Raw genomic sequence first — 25,150 nt, 5'->3', positions numbered from 1 at the left:
CTGGCGACAGCATCGTCAGCGCGGCCAAGAGAACAAGAAATGGATCAGCATGAAGGCAACACCGTGGAGCAGGCCAGTGAGTCGGGTACCCCTCAAAAGGCATTGTGGGAGCTGACACTCACCGAGGCGTCGGCACGTATTCGAGAGGGTAAGGTCAGCAGTCGCAAGCTGGTTGAGGCGTTTCTTGCTCGGATCGCCGATTACCCTCAGCTAAACGCTTTCATCAGCGTCGACCCCGCTGCCGCGCTGGATCAGGCGGATGCGTATGACCGATATCTGGGGGAGGGTGGAGTGCCGCTTCCGCTGGGCGGCCTGCCGATTGCCGTGAAAGACAGCATTCACGTAATCGGTTTTGCCAACACGGCCGGAACGCCCGCGCTGGCCAATTATTACCCCACGCGCAACGCCGACATTGTCGATGCCTTGCTCAAGGCAGGCGCCATTGTGGTTGGAAAGACCAACATGCACGAGTTGGCTTTCGGCACATCAGGCTACAACACCGCGTTCCACAGCCCAGGGGTCGTGGGCGTGCGCAACGCGTTTGACCCCACACGCATCGCCGGGGGCTCCTCTTCTGGCAGCGGTAGCGCTGTCGGCGCTCGCCTGGTGCCTGCGGCGCTGGGTACTGATACGGGGGGGTCTGTCAGGCAACCCAGCGCGCTGAATGGTTGCGTGGGGTTCCGGCCTACCGTGGGGCGCTATTCAACAGAGGGTGTCACACCTGTTTCACCGACGCGAGACACCCCCGGCCCCATGGCGCGCTCCGTTGAAGATGTCATCACTCTGGATACGATCATCACGGGGGCGCAGCCCATCGCTGCACCTGCAGCCTCGTCCATACGGCTGGGTGTGCTCAAAGAGTTCTGGGCGGATCTCAGTGAGCCTGTGCAGGCGCTCGCCCTCGCGGCGTTGAGCAAGCTGGAGCAGAGCGGTGTTCAGCTAGTGCGGCTGTCAGATCCTGAGATCTTTGCGTTGAACAGTGCTGTCAGCATGCCCTTGGCGCTGCACGAATGCAGGCCTGCACTGACCGATTACCTGTCGGTGAACGAGACCGGTGTGTCGTTCGACGGGCTGGTCGCTGCGATTAGCAGCCCGGATGTTCGAAGCATCTTCGAACAGCACATCGTGCCTGGTCAGCTGGGTAATGTGAACGGTCAGCCCGTGGACCTTGAGGGCGCTTATACGGCCGCCATCAAGCACAGCCGGCCCACGCTCATCGGGCGTTTCGACACCCTGTTCAAAGCGCATCAGCTAGATGCGCTTATCCACCCCACAACGCCAGATTTGGCCATCAAGAGTGAACCGGATGCGGCTCGCTTCGACGCGTTCGCACGCATGATCAGAAACGCCGACCCCGCCAGCAATGCCGGCATGCCCGGTATCAGTCTGCCCATCGGCCTCTCCGAGAAAGAGGGCCTGCCTGTAGGGATCGAGATCGATGGGCTGCCGGGTACTGACGCGCGCTTGCTGAGTATCGCGTTACTCATTGAAAGCATTGTTGAACCTGTAACCCCCTATCGAGAGTGATTCTGCCTATGAATTATCCATCTCCACCGATGATCGACGCGCTGTTTGCGGCTCAGAAGGCTTTTTTCGCCACACGGGCCACGGCTGATATCGGCGTGCGCAAGCAAGCGCTCGAAAAGCTGCGCGGCGCTGTAATCAACAACACAGAAGCGCTCTATACGGCACTTGCTGAAGACTTGGGGAAGACCCGGGAGGTCGTTGACCTGGCGGAAATCGGAGAGGTGTTGCACGAAATCGATTTTGCGCTGGCTAACCTCGATGCCTGGGCCGTCCCCGAGCGGGTACCTACGCCAGACATCATCGCGCCCTCCGAGTGCTACATCGTTCAGGAACCCTATGGTGTCACTTACATCATTGGCCCGTTCAACTATCCGGTTAACCTGACGCTGACCCCGCTGATCGGCGCGATCGTGGGTGGCAACACCTGCATGATCAAACCGTCCGAAACCACACCCGCCACCTCGATTGTCATCGAAAAAATCATTTCAGAGGCGTTTGCACCTGAGTACGTCACGGTGGTGCAGGGTGGCCGCGTCGAAAACTGCCACCTGCTGAGCCTGCCCTTCGACTTCATCTTCTTTACCGGCAGCCCCACTGTCGGCAAGGTCGTCATGAAGGCGGCGGCGGAGCACCTTACGCCGGTTGTCCTTGAACTCGGTGGCAAGTGCCCGTTGATTGTTCTGCCTGATGCCGATCTCGACCAAACTGTGGATCAGTTGATGTTCGGCAAATTCATCAACAGCGGCCAAACGTGCATCGCGCCTGATTACCTTTACGTCCACCGAAGCGTCAAAGAAGCACTGTTGCAGCGGTTGGTGGCGCGGGTGAAAAGTGAGCTTCCCCACGTCAATTCCACGGGCAAGATCGTGACGGCTCGCCAAGTGGAGCGTTTGGTCGCCTTGGTGGCGGAAACACGCGGCACGGTATTGGTCGGGGCCCAAGCCGAGGTGGACAAGCGCGTGTTTAGCGCGACCGTGGTGGATAGCGTGAAATGGGATGATCCGCTGATGGCCGAAGAGCTGTTCGGACCGATCCTGCCAGTGCTGGAGTTCGATGACATCAACGGGGCTGTCGACCTGATAAACAAACACCATCCCAAGCCCCTGGCGGTCTACGTTTTCAGTAAGGACGTTGTTCAGGCCAAGGGGGTCATCGACCGAATCCAATCGGGAGACGCACAGGTGAACGGGGTCATGCTGCATGCCTTTTCGCCCTATCTACCGTTTGGCGGTATCGGTGCGTCCGGGATGGGGGACTACCACGGGCACTACAGCTACCTGACCTTTACACACAAGAAGTCGGTGCGAATCGTGCCGTAACTTGCAGCGAAGCGCGCTTCGGCGCGCTTTGTCATATTCGTTGAACTCGCTGAGTGACCCTTAACGCGCGTGAGGCGATATCCATAGGAGTACAAATGTGCTCCATGCCCCGTTTTCTACCTATAACGTCAGACAGGGGCCAGGGTGCTACCCGGCCGGGTACGGTCTATGCTCGAACCGTGAATCACGCATTGCCCTTCTACAGCCAGCCTGTTCGTCCTGGCTGATTACACTGTTCGCATCGCCACACATGGAGTACCCGGGATGGGCTGCATGTTGATCGCTCGTGCTGCTCTGAAGCCAGGCGGCCTATGGCTTGCGCTTATTGCTACAGCGCCTTCGGGCGGCAGAGGGCCGCAGGCATGAGCAATCCAGGGCGCGGCTATTCCTTGCAATGGCTGGTGGCGCTGGCGATTGTGCTGGGCATGTCGCTGCTGGGCGCGGGCCTTGCCTGGCAGGGCTATCGCGGAATCCAGCAGACGCTGGTCGCCGCCGCCGGCGACACCGCTCGGCAGTTCGGCAAGACCATCGATGAACGCGCCCGGCGCTTGGTCGACCCCGTGCAGAGCAGCATCCGCCTGCTGGCCTTCAACCCGACGGCCAGCACCCTCGCGCAGCGCCTGGAGCGGTTACCGCAGCTGGTCGAAAGCCTCAACGCCAACAAGATGCTGAGCGCCGCTTATATGGGCTACCCCAATGGCGAGTTCTTGCTGGTGCGCAGGCTCAAGGACCCGCAACTGCTCCAGCGTTACGCCGCACCTGCAGGAACCGCGTTTCTGGTGCAGAGCGTCAGCAAGGGCGACGACGGCACGCTGCTGGGGGAGTGGCGGTTCTACGACCCGGCGCTGGCGCTACTCAAGTCCGAGGCCAAGCCGAATTACCGCTATGATCCCCGCGTACGCCCCTGGTTCGTCGAAGCATCCGGGCAATCCACCACTGTCTTTACCCACCCCTACGTGTTCTTCACCACCCGCGAGATCGGCATGACCATGGCCCAGCGCAGCGTCGACGGCGGCTCGGTGGTCGGCATGGACGTCTCGGTCGACGACCTGGCCAGCGAAACCCGCGACATGCGCATGACCGCAGGCACCGAGATCGCCGTGGTAGACGGGAAGGGCAGTGTGGTGGCGTACCCGGACCTGGCGCGGGTCATCGTGCATGAAGGGGAGGCCGTGCGCCTGTCCCGTATCACCGAGCTGGGCATCCCGAGCCTGGCACAGCTCTACGCGCACTTGCCCCAGGGCAGCCAGCCTGAAGCGTTCCAGGTGGACGGGGAAACCTGGTACGGCATGCTCGAGCAACTGACGACCCTGGCCGGGCAAGACTTGCAGGTGCTGATTGCCGTGCCGGCCCACGAACTGCTGGCCGACGCACGCAAGGTGCTGGTCGAGCAGCTGCTCTGGGCCGCAGTGCTGATGGGGGTGTTGCTGCCGCTCGGTGGCTTGCTGGGCCGGCGAATCGGCCGGCCGCTGCGCCTTCTGGCCGATCAGGTGCGTGGCCTGGCCAGCTTCGATTTCAGCCGTGAGGTGGGGGTTGAGTCGCAGGTGACCGAGGTGCGGGAGTTGAGCCGGGTGCTTGGTCGCATGTCCGGGACTATCCGCAACTTCCAGGCGATCACCCTGACGCTCAGCCGTGAAAGCCAGTTGGAACACATGCTCGACGGGGTGCTCACCCCACTGGTGGATGCTGCCGGGGCCAGCGCTGGCGCGGTGTACCTGTTCGATGCCGAGCGCGACGTGTTGCGCCTGGCCGCCGCCTGCCGAGGCGAGGGCTACCCAGAGGCGTTGCCGATTGGCGAGCACGCCCCTGATAAGCTGGCGAACGCCGTGACACAGGCCCTGGCACTACAGGGCCGCGGTCACGCGGTGGTGCTCAATGATCGTGGTCATGCGTTGCTCGGCATCCTGGTGCTGCAGCTGGCGAGTGAGCGGGCGCTTGATGGAATGGGTGAACCGTTCCGACGCTTTGTCGAGGAACTGTCCGGCGCTGCTGCCGTGGCAATCGAGACCCGTCAGCTGGTCGAGGACCAGCAGCGCCTGCTCGACGCCATGATCAAGCTGCTGGCCGATGCCATCGATGCCAAGAGTGCCTACACCGGAGGCCACTGCGAACGCGTGCCGCAACTGGCGCAGATGCTGTTGGACAAGGCCGTGGCGGCCGACAGCGGCCCCTACGCCGGTTTCACCATGAGCGAGGCCGAGCGTTATGAATTTCGTGTAGCGGCCTGGCTGCATGACTGCGGCAAGGTCACCAGCCCCGAATATGTGGTGGACAAGGCTACCAAGCTGGAGACCCTGTACAACCGCATCCATGAGGTGCGCATGCGCTTCGAGGTGCTCTGGCGCGACGCCGAGCTGGTGTACTGGCAAGGCGTGGCCAGCGGCGCGGATCGGCAGGTGCTGCAACGTACGCTTGAGCAGAGCAAGGTTGAACTGCAGGAGGCGTTCGCCTTCGTCGCCAAGGCCAATATTGGCGGCGAGTGCATGCAGGACGAAGACGTCGAGCGTTTGCGCCGCATCGGCGAGCGGCGCTGGCAGCGCCATTTTGACAACCGCCTGGGCATCTCCCGCGACGAAGAGGCGCGCTTTGCCGGTGCGCCGCCTGTGCAACTGCCGGTGGACGAACCGCTACTGGCCGACCGCAGCGAACACCGGGTGCCCTGGGGGCCGCGCAAACCACCGGTGACCAAAGGCGACCCGCGCAATGTCTGGGGTTTCGACATGCGCCTGCCGGCCAATGCCAGCGACCATGGCGAGCTGTACAACCTGTCGATCCGCCGCGGCACGCTGAACGACGAGGAGCGCTTCAAGATCAACGAACACATCGTGCAGACCATCATCATGCTCAGTTCGCTGCCGTTTCCGCGTCAGATGCGGCGTGTGCCCGATATCGCCGGCAACCATCATGAAAAAATGGACGGCAGCGGGTATCCGCGACGATTGGGCAAGGCAGACCTGGGCATCGCCGAACGGGTGATGGCGATCGCCGATATCTTCGAGGCACTGACGGCGGCGGATCGGCCGTACAAGGCGCCGAAGACCCTGTCCGAATCGGTGAAGATTCTGGTGTTCATGGCACGGGACAACCATGTGGATGGTGAACTGCTGCGCTTGTTCCTGAGCAGTGGCGTGTATCGGGAATATGGCGAGCGGTTCTTGCGGGCAGAGCAGATGGATGAGGTGGATGTAGGGTATTGGCTAGGGCAGATCTAGGGGGCGTTTTCAAAGACATTTTTCCGAGGGCGCAGTAGCGCTCAGCCTTTGAGGCTGGGCAATGGCGTTGAGTGGGGTTTTATAAAGCGCCTACGGTGGCGAAATGGTAATCACCGTGGAACCGGAGAACGCACCCGGAGCGACAGTCCCACGGGTGACCAGGGTCGATTCAATGTTCAGTGAGCGGGCCAGACCATTTGTAAGTGCCACGTTGATCCCTGTCGTGGCGTCCTCGCCATTGACTGTAATCTTCGAGTACAGGCTGTTGTCGGCTCTGAGGCGTACGCCATTAGTGTTTGTGCTGGAGGTGGCGACGGTGACGCTCGCCGGACCCCGACACTGCAGTCTGAGCGTTGTCGAAGCTTTCGCCCCGTCAAGTTTAGCGTCGGATAGCGTTCTATGGTTGATCCTAGTGTCGCCCGTGAAGTCACATTGCAGCGTCGGTGCTTTTACACGGGTGCAGGGGCCCCAAAGATTAACAGCTGAGCCAACGCTTGACGTTGTGTGCGCGTAGGTCATAGAAATACAGAGATTATCGCTGGCTGATTCTGCGGGTACCAGAATCGACGCAGTAAGCGGCATTTGGAACCCTCTGCTTTTGAGGTCAGATAGTAACTCTCCCATATTAGTGTCTTGGCTTGGGCGTGCGGGCACTGTCCACGAGGCGTAGGTTCCTGCGTGGTCAGCCATCCAGCTTTTACGGCTCGCTATTATCCCGATCGTACATCCCGTGACTTGGCTATTGGTCGTACCACAGATACTTCTGGCTAATGGTGAACCCCAATTGTCTACAACGAAGTGATACCGTACGCCGGCAGCTTCATAGGTGCTGCTGGTTGTAGTAATGGTTAAGGCGTGCGCGGGTATCGCTGTAAAGCACACTAATAAAGTGAGTGGCAAGTCGCGCACCGCAGTAGTGAAGAACTTTTCCATGGTTTACTCGTAGCTAAGTGAAAAGGTCAGGGATGCTTCAAAGTCACCTAGCCCCAGGGTGCGATTGGCTAGCACCTCGGGTGCTCCTCTCAGATAGGCATTGAAGTTGAGCACGTTGTAGCCGCTGGTCAGTTCGCCCATGGGGTGGTTCTTATTCAACGGTAGGGCAGCACCGTCCGTCGTCTCCAAACCCACCATCAGGCCTTGCACAGTGGCGCTTTGCAGCAGCAGCAACCCCGGAGGTTCGCTGCTTTCATTACCGCTGAAGGCGATGCTGACCATATGTTTGCCGACGTCCAAGTCGCAGTTTTTCAGGCGCAGCTCGATGGGCCGGCCCAGGGTTCTGCCATTGAGGTAAAGGTCTTTATCGATCACGCTTTTGAAGTCCAGTTTGATCAATCCATCTCTTTCATCCAGCACGCAAGGCTCGTTCACCAGCGTGCCGGAGAAGTACAGGTTGTCTTCTGCTGCCTGTACCGCTGGCAACCACAGGCTGGCGGTGACCCAGGCGGTCAGGGTAATGGCCCATTTGCCCATGGAACCTCCTAGTAGAGTTCGGCCATCAATAGCGCCGACGCGGTAAAGTCGGTGCTGGGTAACTCCGCGCCGGTAAGCTTCACCGCGCACGGCCTCCAGCATGGGTGGAGTCGATGCATTCACATCGATATCTCGGGGCTGGTTGGGAATCAGTGCCTTGCCGCCGAGCAGTACCTTGATGCCCAAGTCGGTTACCGAGGTCTTGAGCGCGGCAGGATCGAAATGGGCGTTATCTCCTTGGAGGGTCAAGCGCATGTGCCACGTGATGCCGGCAGCGGCTGCCCCCGGGCAATCGATCTGATAGGGAATCGCCTGACGGTAGCGTTCGCCATCGATGCGGTTGACGGCAATATTGCGCTCGAAGCGCACGTCGATACGTCCGCCCTTGTCGCTGACGGTGCAACCGGGCGGCGCCAGCAGGTTGCCGGTGAACTGCAGGTTGTCTGCGCCAACACACAGTAGGGGCAGGGTGGCAATCGACAGTAGTGCCAAGGTGCGGTGCAAGGTGTTCATCGATAATCCACCACCAGGGTTGCGCTGGCATTCAATTTGCCCGCTTGAACCTCACTGTTTTCGCGCTTGACCAGAACGGCTTGCAGCACCGGCTGTTTGCGGGTGTCGAAGTCAGCCCAGGTGTTGAGCGCAAGCGGCGCACCGTCTTTTTTCAGGGCGATGCCGAGGTTGTCGTAACCGCGTACCACCAACAGTTCAGGATCGAAAGCCGGGGTGCCGCGTACCTGAATACGTAACTCATTGGTTGCCGAGCGGCTGCAGTCGAGCGAGTAGTCCAGGGTGATGGTCTTGTACGTGCCATCGATGCCGGCGGTCTGCACATCGCCAAAGGGGCCAGTGATGGGCGCGTTTTTATTGATCACGCACGGGATCGCCGCATAGACGACGCCCTCGATCGTTACCACCATCTGCTCTTCAGCGTGGCTTATGGGTGCACAGCCCAACAGCATGGCCAGCAATACAGTACGTGCGACGGTCATTGCTGGGCCCTCAGTCATACGCCAGGTTCACATTGAGGCTGGCGCGGAAGGCGCCAGGGCGCAAAGGGGCCGCTGTGCGCTCAGGGCGAAGGTAGTACGTCAGTTGGTTGTCACCCGGTGAGACGAACCACGCCGGCGCGGTACGGCCCAGGCGTACATCGTTGCCCTGGACATCGAGCAGGCGCAGGCCAAAACCCTCGGCGCCGATCACCCTGATCAGTGCGGGCGTATCGGCATCGGCGACGGCGTTGAAGGCCAGCGCGGCCACCGGTTCGATGGCGCTCCAGACCAGAGTGCCTTGCTGCTCATCCTGGCGGCCGCCGTTGACGCGTACACAGCCTTGCAGTTTGAGATGCAGGGCTACAGGCGCACCCTGATCGCCAATGCGCAACAGGTGGGCAGTGCTCAAATCACCCACAGACAAGGTCTGATAGGCCGAGCTGGGGTCCAGGTAGCAGGCGCTTTCTAGCAAGGTACCGGTGACCTGGAACTCGGCCGTCTGCGCAAGGTTGCCGGCGGCATGAGTCAAGACACTGGCCGTACAGAGCCAGGCAGCAAGACAGATAGGGAGTCCAGGCTTCATGATTTGCCCTCACTGGAATAGGTCGTCGGGTGTCAGCGTTTGCTGGCTACGGGGCTGGCGCTACAGGTGTCTGCTGCGCAGCTGAACTGCAGTTGCGGGCGGCCGCCAAAGTCGTTGACGTAAGTCAGCACTGGCTTGTCGCCCAGCGCCTTGCTGCTTACGCCCAGGTCGAGCTGGCCCCTGGGGGCGATCATCAGGGGTTTGAAGTCGATCGCGCTGGCTGCCTTGAGGTTGGGTGTGGCATCGATCAGGGTGACGTAGTAGGGCGTCGGGTTGTTCACCTGATAGCGGCCGTTCTGGCGCGTCAGGGTCAGTTTTTCCTGCCAGGGGGCTTCGTTGACACCGGCCCTTGGGGCGATCGCCGCCGGTCGATAGAACAGCTTCACCCGCGTTTGCAGGGCAATTTGCAAGGTGTTGGGCTGATCGCTGCGTGGCGGAATCTCGCGCAGGTTGAAGTAGAACAACGATTCGCGGTCCTGGGGCAGCAGGCCCAGTTCAGGCAGGCCTTGGATTTTTACCTGGCTGTTACCCCCGGCTTCCAGGCGCTGGATGGGGGGCACCACCACCAGAGGGCTGGTGATTTTCTCGGCCTGTTCGTTCTCGATCCACGCTTGTGCCAGGTAGGGCAATTGGGTGTTCTGATTGCTGACGCTGAGGCTGACCGATTTTTCGCCGCCGGTAAAAATGACGCGTGTACGGTCCAGCGACACTGCCGCCAGGCTGGTTTGCGCCGCGCAGGTGCCCAACAGCGCGAGCAGGGTCAGGGTGTTGCGTTTCAAGCAGGTGTTCATAGATGTACCTATTGCAGATAGATTAAGCGGCAGAGTCGTCCGCGTCGCTGACGGGCTGGCACAGCAGCTCCAGTTGCCGTTCAGGCGATACCACCGGGTCGGGCAGGGTGAAATGGCAGCGTGCGCTGCCGTCCCAATGCAGCGACATGGTTTCGCCCGGCTTCATGCCGCTCAGGTAAGTCGATCCTTCTTCGCCCACAATGCCGGTCTCCTGGCCGCGGCTGTTGCGTGCGCTGGCGCCAAAGGGCGGCGCGCGGTGATTGGCCATGCGAATCATGACCATGGCCTTGTGGCCGGCGATGACATCGAAACGGCGGTAGCCAATTGCGCCTTCGGTCAGGGTTGCCTGGGTAATTGACTGGGTGGCTTCGACATCGTCGGCCAAGTCGTCCAGCACGATGCTGGCCTGATTGCGGTAGTAGCTGTTGACGTCGGTCACCACCGCCTTGCCGAAACGGTTGGTGCGGGTTATGCCGCCGTTGCCGCGCACCGGTACGTCGGCAACCCCCTGGGTATCGACCAGCAGCCGCGTGCCGCCCATGATGTTGCTGCGATGCAGGGCCGCACCTTCGCCGGTCAGCGTGGCGCCGCCTTGCAGGGACAGCCCGGCCGAGCTGTACTCACCGGCCTGGTAGCTGGCGCTGGCCACTAGCTGAGCCGCATCCCCGTCATGGGACAGAAAACCGCTGGCCATTTCGCCGCTGGAAGACTTACCCGCGCTGAGCATGTAGTGGTTGCGTGCATCGATACGGTCGTAATAGCTCAGGCTATGGGCGGTGTCGCCGCGGTTGACCGACGAGCTGTAGCTGAACGAGCCGGTGCTGTCCCAGGGGATGTTGACCGACAGGTAGGCCCCGTCATCGGAGGTGCCGTTGCCCTTGTTCTGGTAAGCCGTCAGCGACAGGCTGAGGTTCTTCAAGCCACCGACATCGAAATAGCGCGACAACGACAGGCTATAGCGGTCACTCGCCTGGCTGTTCCAGTAAGTCTGGTGGTTGTAGTTGAAGTACACGCTGAGCGCCGAATCGCGAAATTGCTTGCTCACTGTGGCGGTGTACAGCTCCTTGCTCTGGTTCAACGGCCGGCTGCTCCGCCGGGTCTCGATGAATTCGTTCATGCTCATGTAGTTCTCTTCAGAGAACCGGTAGCCGGCAAAGGTGATCTGGCTGTCGTACTCGTCGAAGCGCTTGGAATAGCTGGCACGGTAGGACTTGCCGCTGAGTGTGTCGCGCTCCGCAAGCGTGGCCCGCGATTGGGTGACGTCGAACGAGAGCGCCCCGAATGCCATCAGGTCACGGCCCACACCCACGGCGAGCGATCCATAATCCTTGGCGCCGAGGCTGCCGCCATACAGCGACCAGCCGTTGCTCACACCCCAGGAAAACTCACCCGTGGCGAACGCGGGGCCATCAAGCTGATGTTCCCAGTCAGACGGCTTGCCGGTGGCCAACTTGTAGCGCACCGTGCCTGGGCGAGTCAGATAGGGGATGCTGGCGGTGTCCATCTGGAACTCCTGAACGCTGCCATCCTGTTCTTCGACGCGCACGTCCAGCTGGCCAGAGACCGCATCGTTGAGGTCCTGAATGCGAAACGCCCCTGGTGGCACCTGAGTGTCATAGAGCACACGGCCTTGCTGGCGAATAACTACGCGCGCGTTGGTGCGGGCCACACCGCTGACCTCCGGGGCATAACCCCGGAGGTTGGGGGGTAGCATGTTGTCGTTGCTGCTGAGATTGACGCCGGTGTAGCGAAAACTGCCGAACAGGTTGGAGTTCAGGTAGTCTTCGCCGACGATCAGGTTCGAGCGCAGCGAGGGCACGGCGCGTAGCGCATAGAAGCGGCTCCAGGCGAACTGATTTTGTGACGGCTGGTCGTCACTGCGTTGCATCTGGGTCTGCCAGTCGCCACGCAAGCGCCAGGCGCCCAGGTTGAGCCCGGCGGTTCCGTTGCCGCTTAGGGTGTCGCTGCGGCCTTTGCCGTGCGTACGCTCGGTGGTCTGAGCGTTCAAGTTGTAATCGAACAGCACCCCGGAAATACCTTCGTCCCAGCGCGACGGTGGGTCCCAGTTCGGTGCGGTGTATTCCAGCTGATCCTGGGGAATGCTCACGTACAGCGCCGAAGTGCCCAAGTTGCCACGGGCCTGCAGGCCGCGAACGCTGGCCAGGTCCAGACAGGCGCCACCGTGCCACCAGATCAGGGACTTGATAACCTGCTCTTTCAAGCCCAGCTCATTGACCAACGCCGGCGAAAGACAGGCGACGCTGCTTTTCGGATCGTCTTCGGCCGGGAGATAGTCGACGGCAAACTCCGTCAATGTATCGCGGTTCACGTGCACCATCAGGCTGTATTGGCCGGGCATGATGAAGTTGGCCGAAGCAAACACCCCAAGATCAAGGTTTTCGCGATCCTTGAGGTCCAGTACATCGGTGTTGAATTGGAATTCTTCGGCTGCACTTGCCCACGCCGCGATACAGCACAACGCCGTGGTAGCCAATACCTTACGGTGATCCACGTGACTAAATCCTTGAGCGGAAACTGCGCTAATGCAGTGCAGTTCAGAAGTGCTGAATGTTCAGCTTGAGGGTGGCGTGATAATCGCCTGCTTCCAGTGCATGTCCGCTACCGACGAGCGTCAAAGAATAATTGAGCAGCAACTGGTCGGCAGATATAGGGCTGTGCTCGAGTAACATGCCGGGCGATACCAACTTGCCTTGGTCATCTTTTATTTGCAGCGCAATACCTTTTGCGACGCCCTCAATGGCGAAGTATTTACCATACGCTTGGCCGTCGAATGTCAGCCTGAAACGCTGGGACGTATCAGTATCGTTAGATTTTTCCGATGCAATACAGTCGGTAACATAGACGGTCAAGAACTGCTGCGAAGACGGATCACCGTTGAGCAATCCATTCAGTGCCATGGGTTTGAACGCAACTGTCTGACGGTCGCTTCCCACACGGATGGAGCAGGCGCTGTCGACGATGCTCCCGGCCATTTGTACTCGCCCCTTGAGTGCATCAGCCGCGCAGACGGGTGGGCCAAGGGGTAAAAGGACCAGTAGCAGCAGTGTGGTTGAGCGAATCATCTAAACCTCCGCAAGCTTCCCCGCAGCACGCAGTGAGCGCGTACTGCGGGGCACTTCAGTGACGAATGACGTTACTGATAAGCGAGGGTGAAGTTGGCGAATGTCTCGAAGTTGCCTGGTACGATTTCGGCCGCGGTGGCTGCGCCGCCACCCTGTGCGGCAACCATGTCACCCTGCAGGTAGGCTTGGAATTCCAGGTAGGTGTCGCCATTGGACAGCGTCTGCGCAGGCGAAGCGTCGCCCAGCTTGATCAGCTCGCCGGTGTGGCTGGCGATGGCCAGGCTGGCGCCTTGGGCAGTCCCTTTGATTGCCAGCAGGTCTGGGTTGGAAGCAGGCGAACCGGTGAAGGTTGCAGTGGCCGACTTGAGGGCGCCCAGTTCACAGCCGCGCAGTTCGATCTTGAAGGTTTTCGGGCTGGATTTACCGCCGTTTTTCAGGGAAACGTTGGAGATTTCATCCATCGGGACAGTTTGGTAGGCCGAGTCTTGAGCGATGGAGCACGGTGCATCGATAATCGCGCCCTTGAAGGTAATGACACCGTGGCCCTCATCCTTGGCAAAACTGACTGCCGAAGTGGCTGCCAAGGTCGCCGCCATAATTGCGCCAGCCAACGTACTAACTTTCATGTACTACTCCTAGTTTTACATTGAAGTGATTGAAGAAGACTCAATCGAACACTCTCGCTGCTCGGGTATCTGTGTACCGTTGAGCTGGAGTAAGCCTAGGGGCGGGGAGGGAAGAAGTGAGTAGGACGTTGCCGACGAAGGCGTAGGAAAATTCCTACACGCCTTTAAAGACCGTTCACGGCGTCAATGCATTGCGCTTGGCAAACTCAGCCAGGTCAACCAGCGACGCAGCGCCCAGCTTTTGTAGCAGCCGTGTTTTGTAGGTGCTCACGGTTTTATTGCTCAGAAACAGCATGTCGCCAATCTGTTTGTTGGAGTAGCCCTGCGCCAAGTATTGCAAGACCGTCACTTCCCGGTCGGTCAGTGAACGAATCTGCTCCAACTCCGAAAGTTGCTCTGCAGGGTTGACACTGTCAAACGTCAGCGAAGGAAAGAACGTATAGCCGGCATCCACCGATTTGATCGCGGTGATCAAGCTGCCCAAGTCTTCTTCCTTGTTGACGAAACCGCGCGCACCTAACTGAATACAGCGTCGGCATACCGAATCGGCGGGCTGCGAAGTCAGGATGAGTACCTTGCTACGTACATTCAGCATTTTGATCTTGGAAATAACGGTAAACCCGTCCAATTTGGGAATACCAATATCGAGAATGACCACCTGCGGGTTGAGTTCGCGTACAAGCTGAACCGCATCCAGGCCATTGTCCGCTTCGCCCACCACACGCATGCCGTGCTTTTCCAGCAGCACCCGGACGGCAAGTCGAATGACTGGATGATCGTCAACTATCAGAACGCTGTGCATAGTGTGATTTTACCTTGAGAACGCGCTTGTTACAGAACGGTATCGATTAGCCACTAACAGGTTAACACCATTGGCTGTGTAGGACAGAGCTGTAGTTGCTTAGGAAATTTCCGATGGATGAGAGGAAATTTCCCATGGAGGTGTTGGCGGTGCGCCTCGCAGACTGTGCTTCCTTCAATGGCGTGCGTGTAGACCTGCGATGCAAGACTTGACTGTTCTGGTGCTGGAGGATGAACCCTTTCAACGCCTGGTCACCGTGACAGCACTGCAAAAAGTGTTGCCGGGGCCCATTCTGCAAGCGGCGGACGGCCATGAGGCCGTGGCTGTGCTGTCCAACTGCGACGCAGTGGACATTGTGCTGTGTGATTTGAAAATGGCCGGCATGGACGGCCTGGCGTTTCTTCGCCAAGCCAGTTGCAGCGGCAAGATTGGTGCAGTGGTGCTCTGCAGCGAGCTGGACCCGGCGCTGCGGCAGGCCACGGTCGCCATGATCCAGTGCCTGGGCCTGACTTTTTTAGGCGATCTGGGCAAGCCATTCAACCTGGACGGTTTCAGCCAGGTGGTCAAACGCTACCGGGAACATTGCAGCGCCGTCCCCAGGTTGTTATCGCCTGCCGAGCTCCCGACCCTGGGTGACGTGCAACAGGGCCTGGACAATGGTGAGTTCGAGGCGTACTACCAACCCAAAGTTACCCTCCAAGGCCAGTCACTGGTTGGCGCAGAAGTGCTTGCACGCTGGACCCACCCTCAGTGGGGTGTGCTGGCGCCCGCTCATTTTTTACCGGTGATGGAAGAGCACAACCTGATCAACCGCCTGTTCTGGCAGCTGTTCGAGCAGGGCCTTGCCTTTCAGCGAAGGCTGGCAGCCCAGGGGCAGGGGATCAACCTGGCGTTCAACCTGCACCCGGCACAGTTGGCCTGTGCCGCGCTGACCGAGCGCATCACCTTGCTGATCAGGCGTTCGCAAGTGCCTGCGGCCAGCGTGATGTTTGAAATCACCGAGTCTGGCCTGATCAGTGCACCCGCCAGAAGCCTGGAGAACCTCGTGCGGCTGCGGATGCTCGGCTGTGGTTTGGCGATGGACGATTTTGGTGCCGGATATTCTTCGCTGGATCGGCTCAGCGATCTGCCATTCAGTGAGATCAAGCTTGACCGGGCGTTCGTGCGCAAGATGCAAAACCAGCCCAAAAGCGCTGCGATCATCAGCTGCTCGGTGGCGCTGGCTCAGGCGTTAGGTATCTCGCTGGTCATCGAAGGTGTAGAGACCGTCGAGCAACAGGCCCGGCTGATTGAGTTGGGCGCCACCCTTGCTCAGGGTTTTCTGTTTGCCCGGCCGATGCCGGAAAGTCACTTTATCGACTTCTGCACGCAGCAGAAGTTGTGAGCCTGGCCTGCATGAACGAGCGACTGTTCCGGCTTTGAACTATTATTGCGCCGCTCCTGGCGGCGATCCCCAGGCATTTTCGGTTGTTTATCTCGTATGCTTCTACGTTCCCTCTGCCTTTCCATCGGCCTGCTGTTGAGCAGTGCGCCGCTGCTGGCCGCCTCCTTACCGCTGGCCCCGCAGGTGCTGGCTAGCCAACTGCGTATCGACCGTCACGACATGGCGATTTCGACCGAGGACTGGCATTGGCTGCGGCACAAGGCCGAGCTCAAGGTTGGCGTGTCTGCAACCGAAGCCGCGCCGTTTTCGGTCAACGCCCAAGACAACCTGTACGAGGGCATCAGCGCCGACGCAACCGCATTGGTCGCGCAGCTGTTGGGTTTGCAGGTGAAAGTCGTGCCCTTTGCCAGTGAGCAGGACGCGCTCAAAGCAGTGCAGGCCGGTAGCGTCGACGTGATCAGTATGCATGGCAGCACTGCGCCGCGGCCGGACCTGCTACTGAGCATTCCTTACGCCCAGGACCGGCTGGCGGTGTTCAAGCGCAGTGCCGAACCCCGGCATTCCCCGGTCGACCTTGCCGGCTTGCGTGTAGCGATTACCCACGAACACAGCGCTGAGCTCAAGCAACACTACCCGAGGGCGGATTTCCGGGTGTACGCCGACCACGATAAGGCGATTGCCGCTGCTGCGTTCGGGCAGGCCGATGTTTATCTGGACGACCTGTACAGCGCCTACTACCTGATCAATCGTTCATTTTATAACTTCGTCCGTTTCGAGCGGTTTTCCGACGTACGCGGAGGCGACTACAGCTATGCCCTGCAGGTCGACAACACGCGTTTGCAGCGGCTGCTCAATGTGGCCCTTACCTCCATCGGCGAAGCTCAGTTGCGCAATTTGGCCAAGCGATGGGTAGGCAATAGTTACATCCCCAGTGACGCGCCGATCGACCTCACCGTAGAGCAGGCACGCTGGATCCAGCGGCATCCGGTGATACGCCTGGTGATCAATGATGACCTGGCGCCCGGCGCGTATTTTGATGCGAGCGGGGTGTTTTCCGGCGGGATCGCCGATATCCTCGAAGTGGTCACCCTCAGTACCGGCCTGCATTTTGAAGTGGTTTCACGCAGTGGCGGCTTCCCGCAGATCATCGACGCCGTGCAAAAGGGCAAGGCAGACCTGGCGTTGATGACGGCAAGTTCCGAGCGCGAAGAGTACCTGCGCTTTTCCCGGCCACTGCTCAACAGCCCGTTTGTGTTGCTGAGCAGCACTGATCAACAAGGCAAGCTGGGCAACCTGGTCGACAAGCGTGTTGCGGTGCCCACAGGCCATGTGGCCATCGAGCAACTGCGCAAGCGTTACCCCGAAGCCCGTGTGGTGGAGGCGGGGGGCTCGCTGGACTCGATGAACCTGCTCTACGAGGGCGAAGCCGATGCCGCCATGGTGTCGTTGCCTGCGGCGCGCTATTACATCGAGCGTTTGTTTCGCGACAAACTGGCCATCAACGAGATACTCGATGTTGGCCCGGCGACGGTCAATTTCGCCATGCGCCGCAGTGATGTGGAGCTGCAGTCGATCATCGACACTGTCTTGCAGAGCATTGCACCGGACGAGCTCAATGCGATTTCCAACCGCTGGCGTTCGCCACCGGGTATGAGCGGTCAGACCTGGGTCGATTATGAGCGCCTGATCACTGAAATTGTCGCCGCTGCAGCGCTGTTGCTGTTGCTTTCGCTGGTATGGGTGTTTTACCTGCGCAGGCAGATCAAGGCCCGGCTCAAGGCCGAGCGGATGCTCAACGATCAGTTGCAGTTTGTCGAAACCCTGACCGACTGCATGCCGCCGCCGCTTTACGTCCGTGATACCAAGGGGCGGATGCTGTCGTGCAACCGTAGCTACCTCAAAAGCGTTGGCCTGAGTGCCGAAGCGGTGCTGAATAAAACCGTCCGTCAATTACCTAAGGAGAACTTCGAGAGCCTCCCGGACTTTCACCGCAACTACTTTCAGGCCATGCGCGAAGGGCGGACGATTGAGTCGGTACATGCCGTGCAGCTCCAGGGCAGGGAGGCGTGGATCAACCATTGGGTGCAACCCTTCCAGGACTCCAAAGGTGAAATCAAGGGCGTGATCTGTGGTTGGCTGGACATCACAGAACACCGCCAGCTGGTAGCGCAGCTGCAAGAAGCGAAGGCGCTTTCAGACGACGCCAGCCGCGCCAAGACCAGCTTCCTGGCCACCATGAGTCATGAAATCCGCACGCCCATGAACGCCGTGATCGGCATCCTTGAGCTTGCGCTCAAACGCGCCGAAAGCCAGCCGATCGACCGTGCCAGCATTGAAATCGCTCACACCTCGGCCAAGAGCCTGTTGGAGCTGATCGGCGATATCCTCGACATCGCCCGCATCGAGTCGGGGCGCCTAAGCCTGTCGCCCAAGCGTGCAAACTTGCGTGAGCTGGTTGAATCGGTAGCCAGGGTGTTCGAGGGGCTGGCCAGGCAAAAACGCCTGAACCTGATCCTCGACATTGATTCGAGCATCAACTGCGATGTGCTGGTCGATGCACTTCGCTTCAAGCAGATCCTCTCCAACCTGATCAGCAATGCCATCAAGTTCACCGAAGAAGGCTCGATCAAGGTCAGTATTGCCGGGCTGCAAGTCAATGCCAGCCTGCTCAATGTCCACCTCAGCGTCGAAGACACCGGCGTGGGCATCAGCCTGGCCGATCAGCAGCGCCTGTTCACGCCCTTTGTCCAGGCGCAACGCAATGTGCAACAGACTGAAGGGACCGGCCTGGGCCTGGTGATCTGTCGGTCGTTGTGCGAAATGATGGGGGGCAGGGTGGTGCTGACCAGCACCCTGGGGCGCGGCACCCGGGTGGATGTCGAAATGCGCCTGCAGGTCCTTGAGTACATCGCCACGCGGCACGTACCTGGGCTGATCCCGGCAAGGCCTCGGCAGCGATTGCAAGTGCTGATAGTGGATGATCATCGGATCAACCGCCAGGTGCTGCACGAGCAACTTAATTTTCTAGGCCATGACGTCAGTGAGGCTGAAAATGGCCAGGTGGCTTACGAGCGTTGGCGTGATCAGCCCTTCGATATCATCATCACCGACTGCCATATGCCGGTGATGAGCGGCGTCGACCTTGCTCGGGCGATCCGTAAGGCGGAACAGGCGCGAGGCGGGGAGGCGTCGGTGATCATCGGCCTGACAGCCGATGCCCAGCCCGAAGAGATCGAATTGTGTATTCAAGCCGGCATGAACGAGTGCCTGATCAAGCCGCTGGGGTTGGATGACCTCGATGCGCGCCTGCTGGCACTTGGGCCAGAGGCGGCATTCGATACTGTTGTGCTAGAGCATTGCCCGCCAGCGCCACTGCTTGCACCCACTGAGTCGAAAAAGCTGCTTGATCTCGGGCCGTTGGAGCTGTTGATTAGCAGTGAGCCGGTGAAGTTTCGCCAGATACTGGACGAACTGATCCATAACAATCGTAAAGACTGCAAGACCTTGCACACCTTGCTAGGTGAACGGGATACCGACCGGTTGCGAGAGTACGCGCATCGAATCAAAGGTGCCGCGAGGGTGGTCAAGGGGGAGCAATTAGTCGAATGCTGTCAGCGCTTAGAGGTTGTGTGCGCGGACCCGCAGGTGACTTTCGGGCAGATGGCGGACGCCGTAGGCAAGATTGAAACTGCTATCGATGAACTGGAACAGGCGCTGTTGGCGTTTCAGACGTCCTGACGGCCCAAGCAGATCCGCCTTGGCGGCGATGCGACCTTTTAGGCCCATTCGCCGGCAGGCGGATACCTAAGCTTTGCGCGGGTTACTTGATCAGCGGTACGCCACTGAGCTTCTGCAACTCGTCGAAGTCGATGTCGGCGCAGATCTCGACCACTTTCAGCCCGTCGGACGTCACGTCCAGCACGGCCAGGTCGGTGTAGATGCGGCTGACGCACCCAATGCCAGTCAGCGGATAGGTGCACTCGGGCACGATCTTGCTTTCGCCGGACTTGGTCAGGTGGTCCATCATCACGAACACCTGGCGGGCGCCGGTGGCCAGGTCCATCGCGCCGCCTACGGCCGGGATCGAGCCTTCGGCGCCGGTGTGCCAGTTGGCCAGGTCACCTTTGGCCGACACTTGGAAGGCGCCCAGTACGGCGATGTCCAGGTGGCCGCCACGCATCATCGAGAACGAGTCGGCGTGGTGGAAGAAGGCACCCCCGGTGAGCAGGGTCACGTGCTGCTTGCCGGCGTTGATCAGGTCATCGTCTTCTTCGCCCGGCGCGGGGCTTGGGCCCATGCCCAGCAGGCCGTTCTCGCTGTGCAGGAACACTTCCTTGTCGCCCAGGTAGTTGGCCACCATGGTCGGTGCGCCGATGCCCAGGTTGACGTAGGCGCCTTCCTGAATGTCTGCGGCCACGCGCTGGGCCATCTCGGTGCGGGAGAGCTTTTTGGTGATGGTCATGGCAGGCCTCAGACAGCGTTGGCGATCGAAGAAGCGGCAGCGCCGGTGACGGCGACCACGCGCTGGACGAAGATACCCGGGGTGATGATGTGTTCCGGGTCCAGTTCACCGAGTTCGACAATCTGGTCGACCTGGGCAATGGCGGTTTTAGCGGCCATGGCCATGATCGGGCCGAAGTTGCGAGCGGCCTTGCGGTAAACCAGGTTGCCCCAACGGTCACCCTTGTGCGCCTTGATCAGCGCGAAGTCAGCGTGCAGCGGCATTTCCAGGACGTACTGGCGGCCGTCGATCTCACGGGTTTCTTTGCCTTCGGCCAGGAGGGTGCCGTAGCCGGTCGGCGAGAAGAACGCACCGATGCCCGAGCCCGCGGCGCGGATACGCTCGGCCAGGTTGCCTTGTGGTACCACTTCGAGTTCGATCTTGCCGGCCCGGAACAGTTCGTCGAAGACATAGGAGTCGGACTGGCGCGGGAACGAGCAGACCACCTTGCGCACGCTGCCCGCCTTGAGCAGCGCGGCCAGGCCGACCTCACCGTTGCCGGCGTTGTTGCTGATGATGGTCAGGTCGCGGGTACCGGTTGCGATCAGAGCATCAATCAGCTCAGACGGCATACCGGCAGTGCCGAAGCCACCGACCATGATGGTCGAACCGTCGGTGATGCCTTCCACCGCGCTGGCGATGGACTCAAACGTTTTATTGATCAAAGCGAGCTCCTGGTTTTTCCTGGAGTAGGGATTGTCGACCTGGCCGGCGCGCTTCGAAGCGACTGGGCCAGTCAGCGCCTAGGAAATGTTTGCTGACTGCCGATAGCGTGCCGCAAGATTGGGCACAAGTAGAGAGATGGGAGCGGATTTTGTGCGATTATCGAACTGTTGTGCGGTGTGCGGGTATTGTTGATGGGCATCTCAGCCCAGGTTTTTCTTTGAATCGTGCGGGCGTCATTGCGCAAATTACAGGTCGTTTTCTCTACCCGCGAGATACTCGAACAGCTTGGCCGCCTCAGGCGATAGCTGGGTCTCACCTGCAACCCCTACATACAGCGTTCGCATGGTCCGTTCGCTACTGCTGCGTCAGTCAAGCGCTGCCGCGACTCATGACCAAGCTTGAGAAGCTTGGCTGCGAGAAGTCCACGGTGGGCCTGGTGGTGCCGTCAGGCTATTGCTTCAACCTGGACGGTAGCTGCATCAACATGACGGTGCTGGCCATCTTTATCGCCCAAGCCCTGGATATCGATGTATCGCTCTATCACCAGATAACGCTGCTGCTCATCCTGCTGCTGACTTCCAAGGGTGCAGCGAGCGTGACCGGGGGCGCGTTTATCACGCTGGCTGCGACGCTTGGCTCCATCGACGTCATTCCCGCTGCCGGCCTGGTGTTGGTGCTGGGCGTCTACCGGTTCATCTTTGAAGGCGGTGCACTGATCAATGTGATTGGTAACGGTGTCGCCGCACTGTTTGTGGCTCGCTGGGAAGGTGTTCTCGATCAAGAACAACTCAAACGCGAGCTGGGCTAGGTTTACGTGCTGGCCTTCCTGATGCCTGCCACGCACAGGTAGCGGGCGTGCTGGCGCGTGACTTTTGAGGTATGAGGCAAGCATGCCTCAGCCGTTCCGGTGTAAGCGCTAAATGAGATATTCCGCGTAGAGTACAAATGTACTCCGCGCGAGTGCGCTTCCAAAAGGCGAAGCGCTGTGCTCGCTATCGCTCGGCATCACGCTTTAGAATCGCCTCCAGTGGAAAGTCGCTCATAAGCGTAAGAAAGAGGCAATTTATGGATCGCGAAGGCGCCGGCTCTTCAGGAGACTTGGATGCTCCCGCATCACCCCATCAGGAGTCCGCGTTTCCGACGAGCGTTTTGGAGCGCCTGCAGTTGGCGCTCGATGCTGGCGCGATCGTTGGAACGTGGGTGTGGAACATCCTTGATAACCAAGTGACTGCGGATGAGCGATTCTCGCGATCTTTTGGACTTCCAGCAGATAAATGCATGGCGGGTATCCCGATTGAGGAAGCCTTCGCCTCTATTCATCCTGACGATCGTGAACGTGTCTCTGCCGATATCGAAGAGGCGATGACCCGCGGGGGGGCCTACCGGTGTGAATACCGCGTCAGACAGCATGATGGCAACTACCGTTGGATTGAGGCTAATGGTAGAGCTGAGCTTGACGATGAAGGTCGCGCTGTTCGGTTCCCTGGCGTTCTCATGGACATTGAGTCACGCCGCTCAGCAGAGGCTGAGCGCGACAGGATGTCAGCGTTGCTTCGTACCTTCACTGCTGCTGTTCCGGGTGTTGTCTACGCAAAAGATTTAGCGGGGCGGCTGATCGTTGCCAACGATGGTGTCACCCAACTGGTTGGCAAGCCACCGGAGCTCTACCTGGGCAAAACCGACTTGGAGTTTTTGGAAGACAAAGCCCAGGCACGCCAGATAATGGAAACCGATCGGCACATCATGCAGGGCGGGCAGGCCGTTCAGATCGAAGAGCGTGTCGACATGCCGGATGGCACAGCCACCTACTGGCTTTCGGTCAAAGCGCCACTGTGCGATGAAGCAGGCGAGGTCATGGGGCTGATCGGCTCATCCATTGATGTAACTGCGCGAAGAAATGCCGAGGCGGAGCTGCTTGAGCTCAACCGCACCTTGGAAGCGAGGGTTGAAGAAGCTGTGGCCGAGCGAGAAGCGGCGCAAGCAGCGCTGCGTCAATCGCAAAAAATGGAAGCGGTCGGTCAATTGACCGGAGGCATCGCACACGACTTCAACAATCTGCTGGCGGGCATCACGGGGAGCCTTGATTTGATCAAGCTCCGCTTGAAGCAGGGACGCATAGCTGATGTAGAGCGCTACCTGACAGTGGCCCACGGTGCGGCGCATAGGGCGGCCTCACTCACTCACCGGCTGCTAGCGTTCTCTCGCCGCCAGACACTGATGCCTGTTCATACCAATGTGAACACGCTCATCAGCGATATGGAGGAGCTAATAAGTCGGACAGTAGGGCCAGCCATTCAACTCAAGGTGGAGCTCCATGCGGCATCGAGTACCTGCCTGGTAGACCCGGCCCAAGTGGAGAACGCGCTGCTGAACTTGTGCATCAACGCGCGTGACGCGTTGAAAGGCGGAGGGTCAATCGCCATCAAGACCTACAACGAGGAGCTGGTGCAAGGGGCCGAGCTGGATCCGGAATTGGAGCCTGGAACCTACTTCACAATCTGTGTCGCCGACGACGGTCTCGGCATGAGTACCGAAACGCTCACTCGAGTATTTGAGCCGTTCTTCACGACCAAACCCGTAGGGGCGGGCACCGGGCTTGGGCTGTCCATGATTTATGGCTTTGCCAAACAATCGGGCGGGCAGGTCAGGATCGAGTCGGAAGAGGGGCGAGGAACCCGGGTATTCCTTCAATTACCCAGCCTTGCAGCCAGCGTCGAAGCTGCACCTCGCGCAGAGTCCTTGCCTGAATCGCCAATGGCCTTGCCAGGCGAGACGGTACTGGTCGTCGATGATGAGCCCTCCGTCCGCATGTTTGTGAGTGAAGCGCTGGGGAACTGCGGCTATATCGTCATTGAGGCCGCCGACAGTCTAGCGGGCCTTCAATTACTGCGTTCGGATACCCGCATCGATTTGCTGGTGACCGACATTGGCCTACCAGGAGGCATTGACGGCAGGCAGATGGCCGATGCCGGCCGCTGTACTCGGTCGGGGCTTCCGGTCTTGTTCATGACGGGGTATGCGCAGCCGCACGTTTTGGACAATGCCCAGCTAGAGCCCAACACGGCTGTGCTGACGAAACCGTTCACGCTTGAAGCGTTGACGTTGAACGTTAATGCTTTGCTCAAGGGTTGCTAATCGGTACTTGTAGTATCGCAGCTTGGGCGGCTTATCCAGCGTCGAGGGTCACGCCACGATTGGTGTGGAGGTAGCTGTTCTCTCCGCACTTTGGCGCAGTTCTGCGATATCACGTTTGGGCGGCATGCCGAACTGGCGCCCGTACTCTCGGCTGAACTGCGAGGGGCTCTCGTAGCCGACCTTGAAGGCAGCGGTGGCAGCATCCAGGTCTTCGTTGAGCATCAACCGTTTCGCCTCGTTCAACCTCAGCCATTTCTGGTACTGCAGCGGGCTCATGGCGGTGAGCTGACGGAAATGCTGATGGAAGGTGGAGAGCCCCATCTGCACCTGGGAGGCCAGCTCGTCCACTCGCAAAGGCGCGGCGTAGTTCAGCTTCATCCAATCGATGGCTTTGGCAATTCGATGGCCCTTGCTGCCTACGGAAGCGATATAGCGCAGCAGAGGGGCCTGGTTACTCAACAGCAAACGATAGTGGATCTCTCGTTGAATCAGGGGCCAGAGCACCGGTATCGCATCCGGCTCCTCTAGCAGCTGAATCAGACGGGCGAAGCTCTCCAACAATTTCGGGCTCAGTTCACCCACGCCAGCGCTGGTATGGAAGGACTGACCGTTCACAGGAAGACGACCATCGTGCGCGATCAGCTCCGCCAGCGTGCGCAGGTCGAGCTTGAATACCAGGCCGAGACAGGGCGCTGCATCGCTGGCCATCGTTACCGCTGAGTTGGCGGGTATGTTCAGCGAGGTGACCAGGAAGCGAGTCGTATCGTAGGGGAACACGTCGCTGCCGATGACCATTTCCTTGGCGCCCTGCACGACCAGCACGATGCTCGGCTCGACGATGCAGGTGATCGGGGGGGGGCTGGGGCGTTACGTCGGTAGACGCTCAGGTCTGCAATGCTTGTCGCGAAATCGCCCGCAGTGGGCGCGTGCGCGCCGATAACCCTGCACAGCGTGGCCATTGGGTTCGTGCTTGAAGGCGTTAATGCGTTGGTGGCCATGGCGTGGGTTCCGATCATCGTATGGCAAAACATTACTTTCATGTCACTTCACCTGTCCATG

At 59.7% G+C, this 25,150-nt stretch carries 18 protein-coding genes and 1 pseudogene; 7 read left to right on the top strand and 12 right to left on the bottom strand.

The features are described 5' to 3' along the window. Positions 1 to 39: 39 nt before the first annotated feature. The 3 genes from iaaH (at position 40) to AB7M33_RS23705 (ending at position 6,058) form a co-directional block, all read left to right on the top strand. Entirely contained in the window at positions 40 to 1,527 is a 1,488-nt protein-coding gene (gene iaaH, locus AB7M33_RS23715; protein WP_454243776.1) for an indoleacetamide hydrolase, read from the top strand. Positions 1,528 to 1,535: 8 nt separating this feature from the next. Beyond that, the gene (gene mdlD / locus AB7M33_RS23710) at positions 1,536 to 2,846 is read left to right on the top strand and encodes an NAD(P)-dependent benzaldehyde dehydrogenase MdlD (protein ID WP_454243775.1); all 1,311 of its coding nucleotides are present in this window, start codon (positions 1,536 to 1,538) and stop codon (positions 2,844 to 2,846) included. Between the two features lie 362 nt (positions 2,847 to 3,208). Beyond that, positions 3,209 to 6,058, top strand: coding sequence for an HD domain-containing phosphohydrolase (locus tag AB7M33_RS23705; RefSeq protein WP_454243774.1), 2,850 nt, complete (start codon positions 3,209 to 3,211; stop codon positions 6,056 to 6,058). A 90-nt stretch (positions 6,059 to 6,148) separates the two neighbouring features. On the opposite strand, the gene AB7M33_RS23700 is transcribed toward AB7M33_RS23705, so the two are convergent. The 9 genes from AB7M33_RS23700 to AB7M33_RS23660 form a co-directional block, all read right to left on the bottom strand. Further along, entirely contained in the window at positions 6,149 to 6,577 is a 429-nt protein-coding gene (locus tag AB7M33_RS23700) for an MrpH family fimbial adhesin (RefSeq protein ID WP_454244253.1), read from the bottom strand. Between the two features lie 417 nt (positions 6,578 to 6,994). Then, positions 6,995 to 8,041, bottom strand: a complete 1,047-nt coding sequence (locus AB7M33_RS23695) for a fimbrial protein (protein ID WP_454243773.1) — start codon at positions 8,039 to 8,041, stop codon at positions 6,995 to 6,997. Next, positions 8,038 to 8,520 (bottom strand): fimbrial protein, encoded by a 483-nt coding sequence (locus AB7M33_RS23690; protein ID WP_454243772.1) that lies wholly within the window; start codon positions 8,518 to 8,520, stop codon positions 8,038 to 8,040. The genes AB7M33_RS23695 and AB7M33_RS23690 overlap by 4 nt, the downstream gene beginning before the upstream one ends. A gap of 10 nt (positions 8,521 to 8,530) precedes the next feature. Continuing rightward, positions 8,531 to 9,049: a fimbrial protein gene (locus AB7M33_RS23685; protein WP_454243771.1), complete on the bottom strand. Its 519-nt coding sequence runs from the start codon at positions 9,047 to 9,049 to the stop codon at positions 8,531 to 8,533. Between the two features lie 86 nt (positions 9,050 to 9,135). Next, positions 9,136 to 9,894: a fimbria/pilus periplasmic chaperone gene (locus AB7M33_RS23680; RefSeq protein WP_454243770.1), complete on the bottom strand. Its 759-nt coding sequence runs from the start codon at positions 9,892 to 9,894 to the stop codon at positions 9,136 to 9,138. Positions 9,895 to 9,916: 22 nt separating this feature from the next. After that, positions 9,917 to 12,406 carry an outer membrane usher protein gene (locus AB7M33_RS23675; RefSeq protein WP_454243769.1) on the bottom strand — a complete coding sequence of 830 codons (2,490 nt, stop codon included), beginning with the start codon at positions 12,404 to 12,406 and terminating at the stop codon, positions 9,917 to 9,919. A gap of 43 nt (positions 12,407 to 12,449) precedes the next feature. Then, positions 12,450 to 12,977, bottom strand: coding sequence for a fimbrial protein (locus tag AB7M33_RS23670; RefSeq protein WP_454243768.1), 528 nt, complete (start codon positions 12,975 to 12,977; stop codon positions 12,450 to 12,452). Between the two features lie 71 nt (positions 12,978 to 13,048). Next, positions 13,049 to 13,603, bottom strand: coding sequence for a fimbrial protein (locus AB7M33_RS23665; RefSeq protein ID WP_265967613.1), 555 nt, complete (start codon positions 13,601 to 13,603; stop codon positions 13,049 to 13,051). Between the two features lie 175 nt (positions 13,604 to 13,778). Further along, positions 13,779 to 14,405, bottom strand: coding sequence for a response regulator transcription factor (locus tag AB7M33_RS23660; protein WP_265967612.1), 627 nt, complete (start codon positions 14,403 to 14,405; stop codon positions 13,779 to 13,781). Positions 14,406 to 14,604: 199 nt separating this feature from the next. On the opposite strand from AB7M33_RS23660, the gene AB7M33_RS23655 reads away from it, so the two are divergent. Then, a complete protein-coding gene (locus tag AB7M33_RS23655) occupies positions 14,605 to 15,789 on the top strand; it encodes an EAL domain-containing response regulator (protein ID WP_454243767.1) in 1,185 nt (394 codons plus the stop codon). A 96-nt stretch (positions 15,790 to 15,885) separates the two neighbouring features. After that, on the top strand, positions 15,886 to 19,527 hold the full coding sequence (locus AB7M33_RS23650) for a transporter substrate-binding domain-containing protein (protein ID WP_454243766.1): 3,642 nt from the start codon (positions 15,886 to 15,888) through the stop codon (positions 19,525 to 19,527). A gap of 82 nt (positions 19,528 to 19,609) precedes the next feature. On the opposite strand, the gene AB7M33_RS23645 is transcribed toward AB7M33_RS23650, so the two are convergent. Both AB7M33_RS23645 and AB7M33_RS23640 read right to left on the bottom strand, forming a co-directional pair. Further along, entirely contained in the window at positions 19,610 to 20,251 is a 642-nt protein-coding gene (locus AB7M33_RS23645) for a 3-oxoacid CoA-transferase subunit B (RefSeq protein ID WP_027593312.1), read from the bottom strand. Positions 20,252 to 20,259: 8 nt separating this feature from the next. Next, entirely contained in the window at positions 20,260 to 20,955 is a 696-nt protein-coding gene (locus tag AB7M33_RS23640) for a 3-oxoacid CoA-transferase subunit A (protein WP_027593311.1), read from the bottom strand. 107 nt (positions 20,956 to 21,062) lie between these two features. Between AB7M33_RS23640 and AB7M33_RS23635 the strand changes: the two genes are divergently transcribed. Further along, positions 21,063 to 21,764, top strand: coding sequence for a cation:dicarboxylate symporter family transporter (locus AB7M33_RS23635; RefSeq protein ID WP_454244252.1), 702 nt, complete (start codon positions 21,063 to 21,065; stop codon positions 21,762 to 21,764). A 257-nt stretch (positions 21,765 to 22,021) separates the two neighbouring features. Beyond that, a complete protein-coding gene (locus tag AB7M33_RS23630; protein WP_454243765.1) occupies positions 22,022 to 24,091 on the top strand; it encodes a PAS domain-containing protein in 2,070 nt (689 codons plus the stop codon). 48 nt (positions 24,092 to 24,139) lie between these two features. On the opposite strand, the pseudogene AB7M33_RS23625 reads toward AB7M33_RS23630, so the two are convergent. After that, positions 24,140 to 25,089, bottom strand: a pseudogene (locus AB7M33_RS23625) (AraC family transcriptional regulator N-terminal domain-containing protein). Between the last annotated feature and the right edge of the window lie 61 nt (positions 25,090 to 25,150).

This window comes from Pseudomonas sp. Y3 TE3536 (assembly GCF_053629175.1).
Note: the sequence above shows the minus strand (reverse complement) of the source record. Positions and strands in the feature narration are given on the sequence as shown.